Origin of the sequence: Bacillus cereus group sp. MYBK108-1 (genome assembly GCF_051917185.1) — a bacterium.
Classification (GTDB): Bacteria; Bacillota; Bacilli; order Bacillales; family Bacillaceae_G; genus Bacillus_A; species Bacillus_A cereus.
Genome location: NZ_JBQAHZ010000025.1, coordinates 21066 through 39418, shown reverse-complemented (window position 1 = coordinate 39418; position 18353 = coordinate 21066). Strand labels below are relative to the sequence as shown.

Sequence of the window (18353 nt, the reverse complement as noted above, 5' to 3'; positions counted from 1 at the left end):
GAAAATGAGGGAAGTTTGTGAAAATAAAAGTATTGTTAGTTGATGATCATACAGTCGTTTTAAAAGGATTAGCATTTTTCTTAAGTACACAGGAAGATTTAGAGTTAGTTGGAGAAGCGAATAATGGGAAAGAGGCGTTAGTGAAAGTAGGAGAAACAAATCCCGATGTTATATTAATGGATTTATATATGCCTGAAATGGATGGTGTTGAGGCGACGGCATATATAAAAAAAGAGTATCCAAATGTGAAAGTAATTGTATTAACTAGCTTTTCTGATCAGGCGCATGTGTTACCTGCATTAAGGGCTGGAGCAAGTGGGTATATTTTAAAAGATGTAGAACCAGATCAGCTTGTTGAGGCTATTCGAAGCGCATATAAAGGTAATATTCAATTACATCCGGATATAGCAAATGCTCTTCTCTCTCAAACATTACCTGTAGAAGAAAAGGAAGAAGAACCTTTTATTCAAGTGGATGTGCTAACAGCGAGAGAAAATGAAGTATTGCAGCTATTAGCGAAAGGGATGAGCAATAAGGAAATTGCATCTGTTTTAGTTATTACAGAAAAGACGGTTAAGGCGCATGTAAGTAGTATTTTGAGTAAGTTGAATTTATCTGATCGTACGCAAGCGGCATTATATGCAGTTAAAAATGGAATTGTATAAGACGAAAGTCGTAAGACCAAGTTCGCCTTTAGAAGGTGGACTTTTTTTATGGAAAAATACGTCTATGTGAGGACGAAATTGTCTTTATATAAAGATAAAATATGTTTGTAAGCAACAAAACAACAATTACAAGGGATACCTTTTTTGAAAGCATATAACAACATAAGAGTGAGTACTAGGAGGAATAAATAATGGCAACAGTTTTATTCGTTAAAGCAAATAACCGTCCAGCGGAACAAGCAGTTAGTGTAAAATTATATGAGGCATTTTTAGCAAACTATAAAGAAGCACACCCAAATGATACAGTAGTAGAACTTGATTTATATAAAGAAGAATTACCATACGTAGGCGTAGACATGATCAATGGTACATTCAAGGTAGGTAAAGGATTTGATTTAACAGAAGAAGAAGCAAAAGCAGTAGCAGTTGCTGATAAGTATTTAAATCAATTCCTAGAAGCTGATAAAGTTGTTTTCGGCTTCCCATTATGGAACTTAACGATTCCAGCAGTATTGCACACATATATTGATTATTTAAACCGTGCTGGTAAAACGTTCAAATATACGCCAGAGGGTCCAGTTGGCCTAATCGGAGATAAGAAGATTGCATTATTAAATGCACGAGGCGGCGTATATTCAGAAGGGCCAGCAGCTGAGGTAGAAATGGCTGTTAAATATGTAGCAAGTATGATGGGCTTCTTCGGCGCAACAAACATGGAAACAGTAGTTATTGAAGGGCATAACCAATTCCCAGATAAAGCAGAAGAAATCATCGCTGCAGGTCTTGAAGAAGCAGCTAAAGTAGCAAGTAAATTTTAATTAAAATTATACTCGTCACTCGAAAAAACAGCATTAACGTTTATATGTTAATGCTGTTTTTTTATATTTTTAGTTCATCAGCAAGTTTTTCTAATGTATTTCGATCTTGTATATAATATGTTCGGCCTTCTTTTCTTAAATAATTTTGTTGGCAAAACTGATTTAATACATATAAAAGATGACGGTAGCTGACATTTAAATATTCCGAGGCCTCGGTATGCTTTTCTATATAACAATTATTTTGCTCTGTTAATAAAATAAAAGCAGCTAATCGATTTTCAAAAGGATAACTATAGTTTTTTGCGTAATTTTCAGTGCGAGTAATTGTCTTTTCTCCAATAAATTTACATAAGTGCTGTAAAAACGTTGCATCTTGTAATAAAAGTTGCTGACAATCTTTAAGAGGAAGTGCCAAACACACACAATCTTCTAGTACTTCAACGGACTTAGTAATATTTTCTACCCCTATTAATCCTAATTCCCCGATAAAAGATGGTGCTTGAATAAAATTAATTAATGAAACCTTCCCGTTTTTATGACTCATATATATTTTGGCTCTCCCAGAAATTAAGTAATAGAGATAAGGGAGAGCATTTCCTTCACTACATATCATCTCTTTCGTTTGAAAAGAATGCAGCTCTACATATGGCAAGACATGAAATGAAAATAGGGTATGGAATTGATGGATTCGCATGTATTGATAAATTTCTTCCTCATTTTTGCTGATTTTCATATTTTCACCCCTATGTATAGTATGAGATATCTCCTATTATCTTTACAAGAAGGAATGATACGATTTATGTAAATTTGTTTTTGTAGAAAAGAGAGTGTGATGAATTTATGAAAAAATATAAAACATTGTTATTTGATGTAGATGATACATTACTAGACTTCCAAAAGGCTGAAAAAGTGGCTTTACGGGTACTTTTTGAAGAGAAGGGAATCCCTTTAACAGACGAGATAGAGGCTCGTTATAAAAAAATAAATAAAGGTCTTTGGGATGCTTTTGAAAAAGGTGAACTATCACGCAATGAAGTTGTAAATACACGATTCTCTCTGTTGTTTAAAGAGTATGGAGAAGAAGTAGATGGAATATTATTCGAAAATAATTACCGTAACTACTTAGAAGAAGGAAATCAACTCATGCAAGGTGCATTTGAATTTATAAATCAAATTCAAGGGGAGTATGAATTGTATATAGTGACAAATGGTGTTTCTAAGACGCAAGATAAACGTTTGCGCAATGCAGGGTTACATTCATTATTTAAAGATGTCTTTGTTTCGGAAGATACAGGTTTTCAAAAACCGATGAAAGAGTATTTTGATTATGTTTTTGAACGGATTCCTAACTTTGCACCTGAAGAAGGGCTGATTATTGGTGATTCATTAAGCGCTGATATTAAAGGTGGATATGTAGCGGGAATTGATACTTGTTGGTTTAATCCAGAAAGGAAATTAAATGATAGTGGGATTATACCGACATATGAAGTGCATAATTTTGAGGAGTTAGAAGCGTTATTGAAGCAGCATGTGTAATAAAAAAATAGGCAGTGGAGCTTTCGTCCCCACTGCCTATTTTTATTAATTTTTATTTTCGTTATGTTTTGGGAGTGGAAAGGCATTCCCGATAGCAGCTGCACCAAGCATGGGCAATAGTAAATTAAGCGGGAAAAACATAAGTAATAGTAATGTTATAGCTATTGGCTTTCGTAACGCATAGCTTGAAATTGCTGTTGTTACGATGGCAACAGATGCTACTGGATCTATAGGAAGAATAGATGCTACAGCGTATCCGATACTTGACCCAGAAAATATAATTGGGAAGATATGTCCACCTCGCCACCCTGTGCTCAAACAAACGGCAGTAATGCACAACTTTAAAATCCCTGAAAGAAGTAGTATCCAAAAAGATAAATGGCTCCATTCAACAACTAATTCTTTTAATTGATGTTCCCCTGAAAATAATGTGTACGGAAGAAAGGTTCCCGCAATTCCTAATAAAATACCACCGATAATTCCGAGTGTCAGCTTGTATTCTCTAAAAGGGTGAATTAACTTTTCTAATGTGAATTCTAACTTGAAATAAAAGAAACCAACTATAGCACCGATACTAGCAAGTGGAAGAAATGCAATCCATTCATTGAAAGAAAGTGTACCTTCCCCGAAATCAACAATAAAGGATCCACGATTATCAAGTTTACTCAGTAGTAAATAAACAGAAAAACCTGCGAAAGTAGTAGCTAAGTATACAATCGCTTTTTTTCCTTTAGAAAAAGCAGCAATTTCTTCCCCCTCATTTTCATTTGGTGCTAAATAACCGAATAATGGTGCGTTAAAAATGACACTTAAAGTAGCGCCAATTCCGATCTCGGTTAGCTCATTCATACCCTTTAAGGCAAATTTAAAGCGATCCCCTACCCATGTGCACAGTCCGCCTATAATTCCAACTAGTGCGGCTTCTGGACCAAGACTAGCACCGAAAATTAAAACAATAATCGCTGTTAAAGTAGCCCGATGGACAAAGCGATATTCGATTCGACCAGTTTTTTTATATTCAGCCATTACTTCAGGCATAAGGCGTGGGTATGTACCGAAATGTTTTTGTGATAGACCAACAAGGACCCCGCCAATTATTGTTACGCAAAGGGTGTAATAAGAGGGAAAAGAGAGAACTTCAGGCAAGTATCCCCAAATAAAGTGGATTCCAATATTTATTGTGACTAAAAATAACCAGACTGTAGCTCCTACTATAGATCCTAGAAGAATGCCATATAGAGCAAGTATGTAATGCATATCTTTTTTATTTGTCATGTTATACCTCCGTTATGTAAATCTTAGTAGGGAAAAAAGTGAAATATACTAGTGAAAAATGGATTGAATATATATAGTATCTTTTTGAAAAGATGGCCTATTCAACATATAGGCTAACTTTTGGGGAATTTGAATTTATAGGTTAAATTACTTATTTAATTTTATAGACTGATTTGAGGTTTTTAAAGGTCTTTTTTGAAATAGACTAGAATATATTTCTTTTGTTGCTTTATATGAAACTGTTAACATTTATTTTAGAACATTCAGAAAAACTGTTTGACATTAGGAAATTATTGCTATAAAATCAACGGTAATTGCATAGTCTTATCAAGAAAAGGTGGAGGGACAGGCCCGATGAAACCTTGGCAACAGCCGTATAACGGAATTGTGCCAAATCCTGCAGGTAGTAATCCTGAGAGATAAGAAAGAGCCTTTAGAGCGTGTTTTCAAACTGCTCCTTTCTTGTTTTCAGGAAAGGGGCAGTTTTTTATTTTGTATAAAAGAAAGGAGAATGAGAGATGGGAGAATCATGGGGAAAAGGAACAATTTGTGTGCAAGGTGGCTATACGCCAAAGAATGGTGAACCACGTGTTTTACCACTTTATCAAAGCACAACGTATAAATACGATACTTCGGATGATTTAGCAGCTCTATTTAACTTAGAGGCAGAAGGATATATTTATACACGTATTGGAAACCCTACTTTAGCAGCATTTGAGCAGAAGTTATCAGATTTAGAAGGCGGTGTAGGAGCTGTTGCAACGGCTTCTGGGCAAGCAGCTATTATGCTCGCAGTTTTAAATATTTGTAGTAGTGGAGACCATTTACTTTGCTCTTCAACTGTTTACGGGGGAACGTTTAATTTATTTGGGGTGAGTTTACGTAAGCTTGGCATTGATGTTACGTTCTTTAATCCAAATTTAACGGCAGATGAAATTACGGCACTTGCTAACGATAAGACGAAACTTATCTATGCAGAATCATTAGGAAATCCAGCGATGAATGTTTTAAATTTCAAAGAATTTTCAGCTGCCGCTAAAGAATTAGAGGTACCTTTTATCGTTGATAATACATTAGCAACTCCTTATTTATGCCAAGCGTTTGAATATGGGGCAAATATTATTGTTCATTCTACGACTAAATATATCGATGGGCATGCGAGCTCTTTAGGCGGTATTGTAATTGACGGTGGAAACTTTGATTGGACAAATGGAAAATATCCTGAGCTTGTTGAACCAGATCCAAGTTATCACGGTGTAAGTTACGTTCAAAACTTTGGTGCAGCAGCATATATTGTGAAAGCACGTGTTCAACTATTAAGAGATTATGGAAATTGTATGAGCCCATTCAATGCATATATTAGCAATATTGGCTTAGAGACTTTGCATTTACGAATGGAGCGTCATAGCGAAAATGCTCTTGCAGTTGCTAAGTGGCTTGCTAATCATGAACGTATTGAATGGGTGAATTATCCAGGCTTAGATAGTAATGAAAATTACTCATTAGCACAACAGTACTTGAAAAAAGGTGCTAGTGGTGTTTTAACTTTCGGTATTAAAGGCGGATTAGAAGCAGCAAAAGAATTTATCGCAAATGTAAAACTAGCAACTCTTGTAACGCACGTAGCTGATGCACGAACTTGCGTTATACATCCTGCTAGTACGACGCATAGACAATTAAATGCTGAAGATCAGCGTTTAGCTGGTGTTACATCTGATTTAATTCGTTTATCGGTTGGTATAGAAGATGTTTTTGATATTATTGCAGATTTGGAAGCAGCTCTAGTTGGAGGCAAAACACATGCCGATCATAATTGATAAAGATTTACCGGCTCGCAAAGTGTTGCAAAAAGAAAATATTTTTGTAATGACGAAGGAGCGGGCAGAAACACAAGATATACGTGCTTTAAAAATTGCTATATTAAATTTAATGCCAACGAAACAAGATACAGAGGCGCAATTACTTCGCTTAATTGGAAACACACCGTTACAATTAGATGTTCATTTGCTTCATATGGAATCACATCTATCGCGTAATGTAACGCAAGAACATTTAACAAGCTTTTATAAAACGTTTCGTGATATTGAAAATGAAAAGTTTGATGGGCTCATTATTACAGGAGCGCCAGTGGAGACCCTTGCTTTTGAAGAGGTAGATTATTGGGAAGAGCTTAAACATATTATGGAGTATTCAAAAACGAATGTAACATCTACGCTCCATATTTGCTGGGGGGCACAGGCTGGCTTGTACTATCATTATGGTGTTCCAAAGTATCCCCTTAAGGAAAAAGTGTTCGGTGTATTTGAACATGAAGTTTGCGAGCAACATGTGAAATTATTACAAGGATTTGATGAATTGTTTTTTGCTCCGCATTCTCGTCATACAGAAGTACGAGAGAATGATATTAGAGGAGTGAAAGAATTAACATTGTTAGCAAACTCTGAAGAAGCAGGTGTTCACCTTGTTATTGGGCCAGAAGGAAGGCAAGTGTTTGCTCTTGGACATAGCGAATATAGTTGTGAGACGTTAAAACAAGAATACGAACGAGATCGTGACAAGGGATTAAATATTGATGTGCCAAAAAACTATTTTAAACATAATAATCCAGATGAAAAGCCGCTTGTTAGGTGGAGGAGTCATGGTAATTTATTGTTTTCTAATTGGTTGAATTATTACGTGTATCAAGAAACCCCTTATATATTGTAAAGAAAGATTGTGTAACACGTGGCAACGTTTTCCTTGTAAAGATTAACCTTTATTTTTCCGAATGTTCAAAATACATTGTTTTTCAGATTTTTTACTCATATAATTTCATCTAAACACAATTTTTGAGGGGTGGACAGTACTATGAAAGAAATTCAAGTTGGGTTATTAGGTCTTGGGACAGTTGGCAGTGGTGTGGTTCGTATTATTACGGATCATCAAGAACGACTCATACACCAAGTAGGTTGCCCAGTGAAGGTAACGAAAGTATTAGTGCAAAACATTGAGAAAGAGAGAGAGGTAGAGGTACCTTCTACTCTATTAACACAAGATGCAAATGAAATTTTAGATAATCCAAATATTGATGTTGTTATTGAAGTGATGGGTGGCATTGATGATGCAAAATCATATATTTTACAAGCTTTAAAAAGCGGAAAGCATGTTGTAACTGCAAATAAAGACTTAATGGCATTACATGGAGCTGAATTATTAGCGACAGCAAAAGATAATAAGGCTGATTTATTCTATGAGGCGAGTGTGGCAGGGGGAATTCCAATTTTACGCAGTATCGTAGAAGGGCTTTCTTCAGATCTTATTACGAAAGTAATGGGAATTGTAAATGGAACAACAAATTTTATTTTGACGAAAATGTCAGACGAAGGGAGAGCATATAACGACGTGTTAAAAGAAGCCCAACAACTTGGATTTGCAGAAGCAGATCCAACATCAGATGTAGAAGGTTTAGATGCAGCAAGAAAAATGACGATTTTAGCTACCCTCGGTTTCTCTACAAATGTAGAGCTTGGAGATGTGAAAGTAAAAGGGATTACCTCTATTACAGAGGAAGATATTGAATACAGTAAGAGCTTAGGTTATACAATTAAATTAATCGGTCTTGCAAAACGAGATGGTGAAAAATTGGAGGTTACAGTTGAACCAACTTTACTTCCAAATACACATCCTCTTGCAGCAGTACAAAATGAATATAACGCTGTGTATGTGTACGGTGAAGCAGTTGGGGAAACGATGTTTTATGGACCAGGCGCAGGAAGTTTACCGACAGCTACAGCTGTTGTTTCGGATTTAGTTGCTGTAATGCAAAATATTAGATTAGGGGTAACAGGAAATAGTGCTGTAGTCCCACAATATCAAAAAGTATTAAAAGAGCCAGACGAAATTGTCGTGAAAAAGTTTTTAAGACTGCATGTAAAAGACGAAATTGGTGTATTTGCAAAAATTACTTCATTGTTCTCTGAGCGCGGAGTTAGCTTTGAGAAAATTATTCAAATGCCGCTTGAAGAGAAAGGAAAGGCTGAAATTGTAATTGTAACGCATCGTGCGTCTCTTGCTGATTATGATTATATTCTACATACGTTGCAAGGGTATGAAGAAATAGATTGTTTGAAAGCGAACTATCGAATTGAAGGGGATGCTAAGTAGTATCTCTTACCATAAAACAGAAAGAGCCTATTAAGCAGCTTGCTTAATAGGCTCTTTTCTATTTAAAATCTGCGTACCAACTTGAATAAATGCTTGGATAATCCAGCCTGTTGTAAAGGATAAGATGATTGTTCCAAAATAGATAGGTCCATCTAATAAAAAGCTTAACGTTAAAAATAAAAAGGCTAATGAAATCTCTGTTCTTCTAAACGTCCATTTTTTCTTCTCGGCAACCGTTAAAACGAAAGCTTCTTGAGGCGCTGCACAAAGGTTTGTAGAGACGTAAAGACCAATTCCAGCTCCAACGAATAGATTTCCGCAAATAAGTGTTATATATTTTGGAAGAGAGCGGATAGCGTCCATAATAGTTGTAATGGAACCAATCCAATCAACAAAAAGAGAAATAAGAACCATCGTTACAATTGTACCGATTGTAATTTGTTTTCTATTCCAAAAGAGTACGATAAGTGTAAAGGCAAAGTTAATCATGAAAATCCAAAAACCAATACTTATCCCAAAATTTTGATATAGTGCAATAAAGAAGGAATCATAAGGGCTAAGTCCAAAGGAAGTAATTGTCGTCATCATATTAATACCGATGGCAAGAATGAGTAAACCGCCAATGAAAAATATATATTCTAATTTGAATCGAAGCATAGTTGTATATCCTTTCTAAATGTATTTGCTAGGAAAGGATATATTGTGGAAAGCTTACCAGGTCAAGGAAGAATTTTTGTGAGAAGGGGAAAATGAGATGACAAATATAAGAAAGATTGCTGAACTTGCTGGAGTATCTGTTTCAACTGTTTCACGTGTACTAAATAATCATCCGTACGTAAATGAACAGAAACGAAAAGAAATTTTAGCGATTATAGAAGAATTAAATTACACGCAAAACGTGAATGCAATTCATTTAGTGAAAGGAAAAACGAATGTAATTGGCGTTTTATTGCCACACGTAAATGATCAATATTATAGCGCTATTATCGAGGGGATATCAAAAGAGACAGCAAAGAATAATTATAATATGATGCTTTGCCAGACGAATTATAGTGAAGAAAGAGAACTAGAAATTTTGAATATGTTAAAAATGAAAAAGCTTGATGGGGTTATTATTTGTTCTCGGACAAATAGTAAGGAGAAGCTTGAAGAATATACGAAATTCGGCCCGATTGTTATGTGTGAAGAAATAGATTCGAAGTATATTTCAAGTGTACATATCGATTACTACAAAGTATTTTCACGTGGGATGAAAAGCTTAATAGATGCCGGTCATACACGTATTGGATATTGTATTGGAAGAAGTAATAGCGTTAATAGCCAAAGACGAAAGAAGGCGTACGAAGATTCGCTTCAACAGAGTATCGTAACATCGTTAGAGACCTGGAAATTTGAGGGATGTTTTACAGTGGAAGATGGACGCAATGTAATTAGAGAATGGGCTCATATGTCAGTAAAACCGACGGCGTTCCTTGTATCTTGTAACCATATTGCAGCGGGGATGGTTACAGAAGCAAAAAAACAAGGAATTCGTATTCCAGAGGATATTACGATTATCGGGTGTGATGATCAAGAGGTGGCAGATATATTGGGTATAACGACGATTTCGCATTCTAGTAAAAACGTTGGAGTAAAAGCGTTTGAATTATTATATGAAAAGATTAATGAAGAGAAATTAGATGTGAAGCATATAGAGTTATTACCAGAGTTAATAGATAGAGAAACGACATAATTGAGAAGGTGTGAAAATCGCTTTTCAAAATTTCGTTTGGTATAATTATGGACAATCTATGAGGGCTAAAAGGGGTTTTGATATGAGATCAAAAGTAGTAAAAGTAATTCTACTCATTACAATTGCATCTTTCTGTTTATTTGCATATGGCTTTGTTTCAGGTGTAAATGATGTATTAAATCCGAAAGCTTCAAATTTAATTAAAAAGACCGATGTAGTGGCAAAAGAGAAAAAGAAAACGGGAACGTTACAAATCGTTAGTTTAGGTGATTCATTAACGCGTGGCGTTGGTGATAAAGAAGGAATTGGCTATGTTGGGCGAATGAAAGAGGATTTACAAAAAGATTATAAGCAAAAAATTGCATTAACAAATTTAGCAGTTAGTGGTGCAAAAATGCCCGATTTATTAAAACAAATTGAAAGTAATGGCGCTCAATATTCAATTAAGCAAGCAGATGTAATTGTGTTAACGATTGGTGGAAATGATTTGTTCCCAGGCTGGGAATCACTTGGGAAAATAGATTTAGAGACGTATCGTCCTGACACAGAGACGTTTCAAAATGAAGCAAAGAAAATTATAGAAGAAATTCGTAAATTAAATACAGATAGTCCGATTTTTTGGCTTGGTTTATACAATCCTTTTGAAGATGTAGAAGATTTAAAAGGGTCTTCAAACATTGTTGTGGACTGGAATGCATCTTTAGAGAAATTAGCGCTAAACAATAAAAATGTGTATATTACACCGACATTTGATTTATTCCAAAACCGCGGGAAAGATTTATTATACTCTGATCATTTTCATCCGAACGAAGTAGGTTATACGTATATGGCAGAACGTTTAGTTCAAAATGTTGTAAGTAAATTAAAACTAGAACAAGGAGGGGTAAAATGACGACGATACTTTCTGTACGAGACTTGAAGAAGGTAATTGGAAAGAAGACTCTTGTAGAGAATATTTCCTTTGATGTAAAGCAAGGAGAAGTGTTCGGGTTCTTAGGACCAAATGGTGCTGGAAAGACGACTACCATTCGAATGTTAGTCGGATTGATTAAGGCGACAGAAGGTACGATTTCTATCGGTGGTTATTCGATTAAGGAAAATTTCAGAGAAGCGATGCGTCAAATTGGGAGTATCGTTGAAAACCCAGAGTTGTATACATATTTAACGGGATGGGAAAATTTAAAGCAATTTGCTCGTATGTTAGGTGATATATCAGATGAACGTATTATTGAAATTGCTGAAATGGTTCATTTAGATGAAAGAATTCATGACAAGGTAAAAACGTACTCACTTGGTATGAAACAACGCCTTGGAATTGCACAGGCGCTCCTTGGAAATCCGAAATTGCTCATATTAGATGAACCAACGAATGGTTTAGATCCAGCAGGGATTAGAGAACTTAGGGAATTTATACATAAGCTTGTAAAAGAAGAAAATATGAGCGTGTTTATTTCAAGCCACTTGCTAAGTGAAGTGCAAATGATATGCGATCGCGTTGCTATTATTCATAAAGGAAAGATGATAACAGTTGCCAAGGTTGAAGAATTAATTAAAACAGCAAGTGATCGTGTAGAATGGATTGTTACACCGATTTCTAAGGCGAAAGATATGCTAGAAGCGGCCGAAGAAGTAAGGGAAGTGAGTGTAGAAGGCGATCGATTACTATGCCGCATGGATATTGCATCTATAAGTAGTTGGAATAAACACTTTGTCGCAAATGAAATAGATGTACATAGCGTTAAGGAGCTTGTATTTACGCTAGAAGATTTATTTATTGAACTCACAAGGGGTGAGCAGCATGCGTGAATTTGCGAATCTAGTTTTAAATGAATCAGAAAAGATTTACCGCAAGAAACGTATTTTTGTTGTCATGCTTATTTTAGCAATCTTGATCCCGCTTTTTGTGTACGCGCAGTATCGTGAAATAGAAACGACACAAAAAAGACTCGGTACAACTGATTGGAAGGTTTCATTGCAACAGCAAATTGTTGATTCTCAGAACCGGTTGAACAATTCTAGGTTGCCAGAAGAATGGCGTGATTGGTTAAAGGTAAGAGTTGAGCAACAACAATATTATTTAGATCATGATATTAATCCGATGGCACCGGGTGCACCGACTTTTGTCAGAGCATTTATTGAACAAGGAATTACATTATTTATTCCGCTTCTCGTAATGATTGTCGCCATTGATATCGTTTCAGGAGAACGAAGTGATGGGACGATGAAGATGTTACTTACGCGGCCGATTCGGCGCTGGAAAATACTCCTTAGTAAATACGTGACGATGTTATTTTTCATTTCGCTCATACTGTTTCTTGTAGGTTTGTTTGCTTACATATTATCAGGGCTTGTATTTGGATACTCGGGATGGAATTTACCTGTTTTAACAGGATTCGTCATTGATAAGGAAACGTTAAATACGAACTTTGTGCATCTTATTCCGCAGTGGCAATACATCTTAATGGCGTATGGACTAGCCTGGTTTGTTGCTATCGTTGTCGGAACTATATCATTTATGGTCTCTGTTTTAATTCGTAATACACCAGCTGGTATGGGCGTTATGCTAGCTGCATTAATTGCAGGCGGTATCTTAAGCTCGTTCGCAACATCTTGGGAAGGCGCGAAATATATTTTTAGTGTGAATTTATCATTAACGGATTATTTATCAGGAAAATTACCTGCATTACAAGGCTTATCAATGGGATTTTCTTTGATGAATTTAACTGTTTGGGCAGTTGTTTCCCTTATTATTTCGTTCTTAGTATTTACAAAACAGGATATGTTGAATTAATTAGACAGGAAGTGACAGTATGGAAAATGTTTTAAAGAATGATTGGGGACCATTATTGGCACCAGAATTTGAGAAAGAGTATTATCGTACTCTATCCAGTTTTTTGACAGAAGAGTACAGCACGCATGTTGTTTATCCGAAGGTAGAAGATATTTTTAACGCTCTTCAGTATACAAGTTATGAAAATACAAAGGTTGTTATTTTAGGACAAGATCCATATCATGGACCGAATCAAGCGCATGGTTTAAGTTTTTCTGTACAACCTGGTGTTAAAACACCACCATCATTGTTAAATATGTATAAAGAACTTCGAGATGAATATGGTTATGAAATCCCGAATAACGGTTATTTAGTAAAATGGGCGGAACAAGGAGTATTACTACTAAATACCGTATTAACAGTTCGTCAAGGCGAAGCAAATTCTCATAAGGGAAAAGGATGGGAGCACTTCACAGATCGTGTGATTGAACTGTTGAACGAACGTGCAAAGCCAGTTGTTTTCATATTGTGGGGGCGCCATGCGCAGGCGAAGAAGAAGTTAATTACGAATCCGAATCATCATATTATCGAATCTGTACATCCAAGCCCATTATCGGCAAGACGTGGTTTCTTTGGTAGTAAGCCATATTCTAAAATAAATACGATTTTAGCTAATATGGGCGAAAGAGAAATTGATTGGGAAATTCCAAATTTATAAATAGAAAAGGTAGTTAACAGTTGTTAACTACCTTTTTATTATTGTTGTTCGTTCTTTAATTTTGCATCTAGTACAAAAGTACCAAATGGGATAACTGATGAAACGAATGCTCCAAGTGCCCATAAAATTGATTTACGGTGTACGATTGTTACTTGAATTACTGCAAAGATGAATAGAATAAATAGAACACCATGAGCCATGCCTGTAATTTTAACAGCTGTTGCAAATCCTGCAAAATATTTCAATGGCATTGCTACAAATAATAGTAATAGGAAAGAAATACCCTCAACTAGTCCAATTGCTCTTAATCGTCCGATTGGTGTAGATAACATAAAGTAGCCTCCTTTAACGTATGCTTGTATATAGTAAATTTGTATTCTTTTTCAAAATAAAATAGTCTATTTTGTTTCATTATATACAAAAAGAAAGTTTACACTACGAGAATAGTGCAAAGTTCAAAATATAGTCACAAAAGCATGAGAATTTAAATAAAAACCTATTTGAAGTATTTGACTTCAAATAGGTTTTGTGAATGAAAATATTAAACAAGTACATCCGTTTTTAAAACGAATTTCTCTACAACTTTTGCAACACCATCGTTCATATTTGTATCTGTTACGTAGTTCGCAATTTCTTTAATATCATCAGGTGCATTGCCCATTGCAACGCCAAGACCAGCAAATTCAATCATTGCTTGGTCGTTATAGCTATCGCCCATTGCGATAACTTCTTCACGCTTAATGCCAAGCTTTTGAATCAGTTTGTTTAAGCTCGTTCCTTTTGTAACACCGGCTTCTGTAAATTCTAAGAAGAATGGTTTCGAACGCATCACGCTTAATTGGCCTTCTAGTTGTTTTTGTAGTTTCTTTTCAACTTCAACAAGGCGTTCAGCCTCTTTATTCATTAATACTTTTACTACAGGCTCTTTAACTGCGGCTTTAAAGTCATCTACTACAACAATTGGCATACCGGTAATATCGCCCTCAATTTCAGTATAAGGATTATTTTCTTCCGTTACGATATCATCGCCCATATAAGTATGAATCCATACATCTTCAGTTTGACTAATTTCAAATAGGTTGTGAACGATTTCAGGAGATAGCGTACTACTAAAGATTTCTTCGTTTGTTTTACAGTTAATAATTTTTGCGCCATTAAAAGATAGAATGAAACTGCCGTATTCTTCTAAGCGAAGTTCTTTGGCTACATTGCGCATACCAAACGTTGGACGTCCAGAAGCAAGTACAACCTTTACACCTTGCTCTTGTGCAGTCATTAACGCTTCTTTCGTACGAGGTGAAATAGTATGGTCATCACGTAATAAAGTATCATCTAAATCTAAAACAATCATTTTATAAGTCATATAGAAAATTCCTTTCTTTAATTGAAATCAAAATACATGTTCATGAAGATGTTGAGGAATAATAGTAAGACATCAAACCTCTTTGAAAAGAAGTAGATAAATTATTATGAGTTGTTGCTCATAATATTGGTTAATAATCATTGGGGAAGAATAAAACCCCAATGATTAAAGTTTGATTTTATCGTAACAACTCTAAAGGTAGAGTGCAATAATGGAAGTTTTCCAATTTAAGATATTTGTTTTGCAGCGGAACGAGAAAATAGTATTTCTAGCAAGATTGCCATTACAGATCCAAGAACGAGACCATTACTTAAAAACGATGCTAGAAATGGTGGAAGTGTGGAATATGCTCCTGCTGGAACAAACATAACTCCGACTCCTGTAAAGATTGAAAGACCGGCTACTTTAAATAATCGTTCTTTATCCTGGACAGTTTCGTATTCTCGAAAGGCGAGACCAATCATGCTTGCGAATACAGGATAAATAGCGGCATAACCAACTGCAACAGGGATTGCTGCAAAGAATGAAGTAATCTTTGGAAATATACTAACGACAATAATAAAGCTTGACCCTAATATAAATGGGAGACGTTTATAAATATTAGTCGTTGCAATAAAACCTGCTGATCCAGAAATAGCGACAGGCCCAATAGCTGAAAATAGGCCGCCTAGCAATTGGTTGATTCCTGTTATAATGCCAGCTTGTTTAAAACGATCTGATGCAGCGTTTTCTTCATATTTAGAGACAACCTTTTGTACAACGCGAATACTTGCTAACATATTTGTTAGAAGTAAGAGTGTAACGAAAATGACCGTAATTACCATGTTCCATTCAACACGAGGCATTCCGAAAACAAATAAGGATGGAAAACGGATTATGTCTGTCACTGGTGTTATTGGATTAGATAATCCGAAACATGCGAATAATATCCAGCCGCATACGATACTGAAAAGAACGGAATATTGTCCAATAATAGGTAGCTTCATGATGAAAAAGGATAGTAAAATAACAATGAGTGAAAGAATAAATACGTTAGGTTGTACTTCTGTATGTTTTCCATCAAGGCCAAACATTCCCTTTAAGAAGGAGCCACTAAGCTGCGCGACAAGAAGAAATAAATACGTTCCAATGACTGTCGGTGTAAAATAGCGAACGAGTTTATCAATAAGTCCAAAAACGCTAAGAATAATACAAATAATACCGCTTAATAAGAAAGCATATTGAAGAACTTTAAGTGTCTCATTGCTTGATCCAAATAATACGACGCCTAAACTTGCGTAAAGGGAGAAAATTCCCCACCAAAGGCCAGCAGGACCTTCTTGAATAGGAAGTTTATGCCCAAATATAGCTTGCAAGAGACCAGCAAAGCCTAGAACAAATAACGTTCTTTGTACGAATGCGATAGCTTCAGCGCCATTAAGACCATAACTAGTTGCGACACTAATTGGTACAATAAGGCTTCCAGCTAAAATAAATAGTGCCCATTGTAAGGCGGAAAGAAATGTCTTCATTATATCAACCTCTTTCATAGATTCCGTATCTAGTATATACGTATTTTATTTCCACTGGCAAAGATTGTAGATAGAGAAAAGAGTTGAAACACGGTATGAATGCACGTAAGCAATTATGGATAGCAGTTATATGTATGACTTTTGTTGTAATTCTAGGAACGATAGGATTTATGACGATTGAAGAGATTAGTTTGTTTCAAGCATTTTGGATGACAATGATTACTGTATTGACTGTTGGATACGGAGATGCTGTTCCTGTAACGCAAGCGGGGAAAGTATTTGCGCTTCTTATTATTCCTGTTGGCGTAGGTATTGTTACGTATGCAATTGGGGTAGTGGCAGCTATGATTATTGAAGGGAATTTATTTCATGCAGTACGGAGGAAGAAGATGGATAAACAAATAGCGCAGTTGAAAAATCATATTATAGTATGTGGTTGCGGTAGAGTGGGGCTTCAAGTTGTACATGAATTGCAAGAAAAGAATATTCCATTTGTCGTTGTTGATAAAGATGAAAGTATATTGGAGCAGGAAAAGCTTTTATTTGTACATGGAGATGCAACGGAAGATCAAGTATTACATAATGCCGGAATTTTAAAAGCAGCTGGTTTAGTTGCTATTGTTGCAAATGATGCCGAAAATGTATTTATTACATTAACAGCAAGAGGGTTAAACGATACGATTAAAATTGTGGCGAGATCTGAAAAGCCAGAAACTGAAGAGAAATTAAGGCGTGCCGGTGCAAATAAGGTTATTAATCCATCTAGTATGGCGGGTATTCATATCGCAAAAGGTATTGCAAATCCATTAACCGTTCATTATATTGATACAGTGTTGTATGGAATAGAACAGTCGTTTGTCATTGAAGAAATTCTAGTTGGAAAAGATTCAATATTAGTTGGTAAATCGTTACTAGAGAGTAATGTAAGGAATCAGTTTGATGTAACAATATTAGCGATTTCAAGAAATGGGGATATTATACATAATCCAGCAGGGCAGGAAAAATTGAAAGAACGTGATATGATAATAGTATTTGGTTCAGTAGAGAAATTGGGGCAATTCGAGAAAGAATTACAAAGTACGAGGTGAGAAGGAATGCAAATATCTAGCGACAAGATTTTAAATAAAATGGCGAATGAAATTGCGAAGGCAAAAAGTAGTGAAGGACAAAAGTCAAAAGAACATTTATTAGTTGTGCGTGCTTTATGTGACTTATTATTAGATGAACAAGTTGAAACATCTACATATAGAGAACCGCAAATTCCATCGCAAGTAATTGGATCACAACCAGTAACAACTATGCAACCAATTGCACCTGTTTCTGGGGAGCCGGTATATATAAAAGAAAGTGATGCAAACGGTAATTCTTTATTTGATTTTTAGAAGATAAATCGTTTGGCTTATATGAAAAAATTGCTTATGATAAAGTTAAAAAAGGGGAATTAAGATGAAAATTTTCTTTTTACTAGGTTGTATTGCAGCGGGGCTATCTGTTGCGTTAGGGGCCTTTGGAGCACACGGTTTAGAAAATAAAATTTCTGCGAAAATGTTAGAAGTTTGGAAAACAGGCGTTACATATCAGATGTTTCATGCAGGTGGATTATTCGTAGTTGCTTTATTGATGGATAAGGTTCAATCATCACTTTTAACTACTGCTGGTTGGCTAATGGTAGCTGGGATTATTATGTTCTCAGGTAGTTTGTATGCATTAAGTACGACAGGCATTAAGTTCTTTGGCCCAATTACACCTCTTGGTGGTGTAGCGTTTATTGTGGCGTGGATTCTAGTAGGGACTGCAGTTGTAAAAGGATTATAAAAAACAA

20 protein-coding genes and 1 riboswitch are annotated in these 18353 nt (G+C 35.6%); of the genes, 14 read left to right on the top strand and 6 right to left on the bottom strand.

From position 1 onward, the window contains the following. Window positions 1-17 precede the first annotated feature (17 nt). The gene (locus tag ACTFSL_RS25190) at window positions 18-665 is read left to right on the top strand and encodes a response regulator (RefSeq protein ID WP_242308455.1); all 648 of its coding nucleotides are present in this window, start codon (window positions 18-20) and stop codon (window positions 663-665) included. A 191-nt stretch (window positions 666-856) separates the two neighbouring features. Then, a complete protein-coding gene (locus ACTFSL_RS25185; RefSeq protein ID WP_000246735.1) occupies window positions 857-1483 on the top strand; it encodes an FMN-dependent NADH-azoreductase in 627 nt (208 codons plus the stop codon). Window positions 1484-1544: 61 nt separating this feature from the next. Here ACTFSL_RS25185 and ACTFSL_RS25180 read toward each other — a convergent pair whose 3' ends face one another. Next, on the bottom strand, window positions 1545-2216 hold the full coding sequence (locus tag ACTFSL_RS25180) for a transcriptional regulator YeiL (RefSeq protein WP_000703327.1): 672 nt from the start codon (window positions 2214-2216) through the stop codon (window positions 1545-1547). Between the two features lie 107 nt (window positions 2217-2323). Here ACTFSL_RS25180 and ACTFSL_RS25175 point away from each other — a divergent pair, with 107 nt between their 5' ends. Beyond that, window positions 2324-3019, top strand: coding sequence for a YjjG family noncanonical pyrimidine nucleotidase (locus tag ACTFSL_RS25175; protein ID WP_000760188.1), 696 nt, complete (start codon window positions 2324-2326; stop codon window positions 3017-3019). Between the two features lie 45 nt (window positions 3020-3064). Here ACTFSL_RS25175 and ACTFSL_RS25170 read toward each other — a convergent pair whose 3' ends face one another. Continuing rightward, window positions 3065-4294 carry a chloride channel protein gene (locus ACTFSL_RS25170; protein ID WP_440042584.1) on the bottom strand — a complete coding sequence of 410 codons (1230 nt, stop codon included), beginning with the start codon at window positions 4292-4294 and terminating at the stop codon, window positions 3065-3067. 321 nt (window positions 4295-4615) lie between these two features. After that, window positions 4616-4720: riboswitch (SAM riboswitch) on the top strand. Between the two features lie 92 nt (window positions 4721-4812). Between ACTFSL_RS25170 and ACTFSL_RS25165 the strand changes: the two genes are divergently transcribed. From ACTFSL_RS25165 to ACTFSL_RS25155, 3 genes are all read left to right on the top strand, one after another. Further along, window positions 4813-6111, top strand: a complete 1299-nt coding sequence (locus ACTFSL_RS25165; RefSeq protein ID WP_440042582.1) for a bifunctional O-acetylhomoserine aminocarboxypropyltransferase/cysteine synthase — start codon at window positions 4813-4815, stop codon at window positions 6109-6111. Further along, window positions 6095-7000 (top strand): homoserine O-acetyltransferase MetA, encoded by a 906-nt coding sequence (gene metA, locus ACTFSL_RS25160; RefSeq protein WP_001121540.1) that lies wholly within the window; start codon window positions 6095-6097, stop codon window positions 6998-7000. The genes ACTFSL_RS25165 and metA overlap by 17 nt, the downstream gene beginning before the upstream one ends. Window positions 7001-7141: 141 nt before the next feature. Continuing rightward, window positions 7142-8437, top strand: a complete 1296-nt coding sequence (locus tag ACTFSL_RS25155) for a homoserine dehydrogenase (RefSeq protein ID WP_000659109.1) — start codon at window positions 7142-7144, stop codon at window positions 8435-8437. Window positions 8438-8467: 30 nt separating this feature from the next. On the opposite strand, the gene ACTFSL_RS25150 is transcribed toward ACTFSL_RS25155, so the two are convergent. After that, window positions 8468-9094, bottom strand: a complete 627-nt coding sequence (locus ACTFSL_RS25150; protein WP_000943416.1) for a YczE/YyaS/YitT family protein — start codon at window positions 9092-9094, stop codon at window positions 8468-8470. A gap of 97 nt (window positions 9095-9191) precedes the next feature. On the opposite strand from ACTFSL_RS25150, the gene ACTFSL_RS25145 reads away from it, so the two are divergent. From ACTFSL_RS25145 to ACTFSL_RS25125, 5 genes are read left to right on the top strand one after another with little or no spacing between them, the layout of a single operon-like run. Next, window positions 9192-10169 (top strand): LacI family DNA-binding transcriptional regulator, encoded by a 978-nt coding sequence (locus ACTFSL_RS25145; protein ID WP_000181977.1) that lies wholly within the window; start codon window positions 9192-9194, stop codon window positions 10167-10169. Window positions 10170-10179: 10 nt separating this feature from the next. Further along, window positions 10180-11061, top strand: coding sequence for an SGNH/GDSL hydrolase family protein (locus ACTFSL_RS25140; protein ID WP_002184098.1), 882 nt, complete (start codon window positions 10180-10182; stop codon window positions 11059-11061). Beyond that, window positions 11058-11975, top strand: coding sequence for an ABC transporter ATP-binding protein (locus ACTFSL_RS25135; RefSeq protein ID WP_000207717.1), 918 nt, complete (start codon window positions 11058-11060; stop codon window positions 11973-11975). The genes ACTFSL_RS25140 and ACTFSL_RS25135 overlap by 4 nt, the downstream gene beginning before the upstream one ends. Continuing rightward, window positions 11968-12960, top strand: coding sequence for an ABC transporter permease subunit (locus ACTFSL_RS25130; RefSeq protein WP_001206475.1), 993 nt, complete (start codon window positions 11968-11970; stop codon window positions 12958-12960). Before ACTFSL_RS25135 ends, ACTFSL_RS25130 begins: the two co-directional genes overlap by 8 nt. 19 nt (window positions 12961-12979) lie before the next feature. After that, the gene (locus ACTFSL_RS25125; RefSeq protein ID WP_440042581.1) at window positions 12980-13657 is read left to right on the top strand and encodes a uracil-DNA glycosylase; all 678 of its coding nucleotides are present in this window, start codon (window positions 12980-12982) and stop codon (window positions 13655-13657) included. Between the two features lie 38 nt (window positions 13658-13695). Here the strand turns inward: ACTFSL_RS25125 and ACTFSL_RS25120 are convergent, their stop codons facing one another. The 3 genes from ACTFSL_RS25120 to ACTFSL_RS25110 all read right to left on the bottom strand — a co-directional run bounded on the left by ACTFSL_RS25120 (window position 13696) and on the right by ACTFSL_RS25110 (window position 16531). After that, window positions 13696-13989: a DUF3817 domain-containing protein gene (locus ACTFSL_RS25120; RefSeq protein WP_000953396.1), complete on the bottom strand. Its 294-nt coding sequence runs from the start codon at window positions 13987-13989 to the stop codon at window positions 13696-13698. Window positions 13990-14198: 209 nt separating this feature from the next. Then, complete coding sequence (locus ACTFSL_RS25115; protein WP_000221395.1) at window positions 14199-15020, bottom strand: Cof-type HAD-IIB family hydrolase; 822 nt, start codon at window positions 15018-15020, stop codon at window positions 14199-14201. Between the two features lie 227 nt (window positions 15021-15247). Beyond that, on the bottom strand, window positions 15248-16531 hold the full coding sequence (locus ACTFSL_RS25110) for a purine/pyrimidine permease (protein ID WP_000847046.1): 1284 nt from the start codon (window positions 16529-16531) through the stop codon (window positions 15248-15250). A gap of 95 nt (window positions 16532-16626) precedes the next feature. Between ACTFSL_RS25110 and ACTFSL_RS25105 the strand changes: the two genes are divergently transcribed. The 3 genes from ACTFSL_RS25105 to ACTFSL_RS25095 all read left to right on the top strand — a co-directional run bounded on the left by ACTFSL_RS25105 (window position 16627) and on the right by ACTFSL_RS25095 (window position 18346). Beyond that, entirely contained in the window at window positions 16627-17619 is a 993-nt protein-coding gene (locus ACTFSL_RS25105) for a potassium channel family protein (RefSeq protein ID WP_000993980.1), read from the top strand. Window positions 17620-17625: 6 nt separating this feature from the next. Further along, window positions 17626-17913 (top strand): YwdI family protein, encoded by a 288-nt coding sequence (locus ACTFSL_RS25100; protein ID WP_001167352.1) that lies wholly within the window; start codon window positions 17626-17628, stop codon window positions 17911-17913. A gap of 64 nt (window positions 17914-17977) precedes the next feature. Then, complete coding sequence (locus ACTFSL_RS25095; protein ID WP_000688315.1) at window positions 17978-18346, top strand: DUF423 domain-containing protein; 369 nt, start codon at window positions 17978-17980, stop codon at window positions 18344-18346. Window positions 18347-18353: the final 7 nt, after the last annotated feature.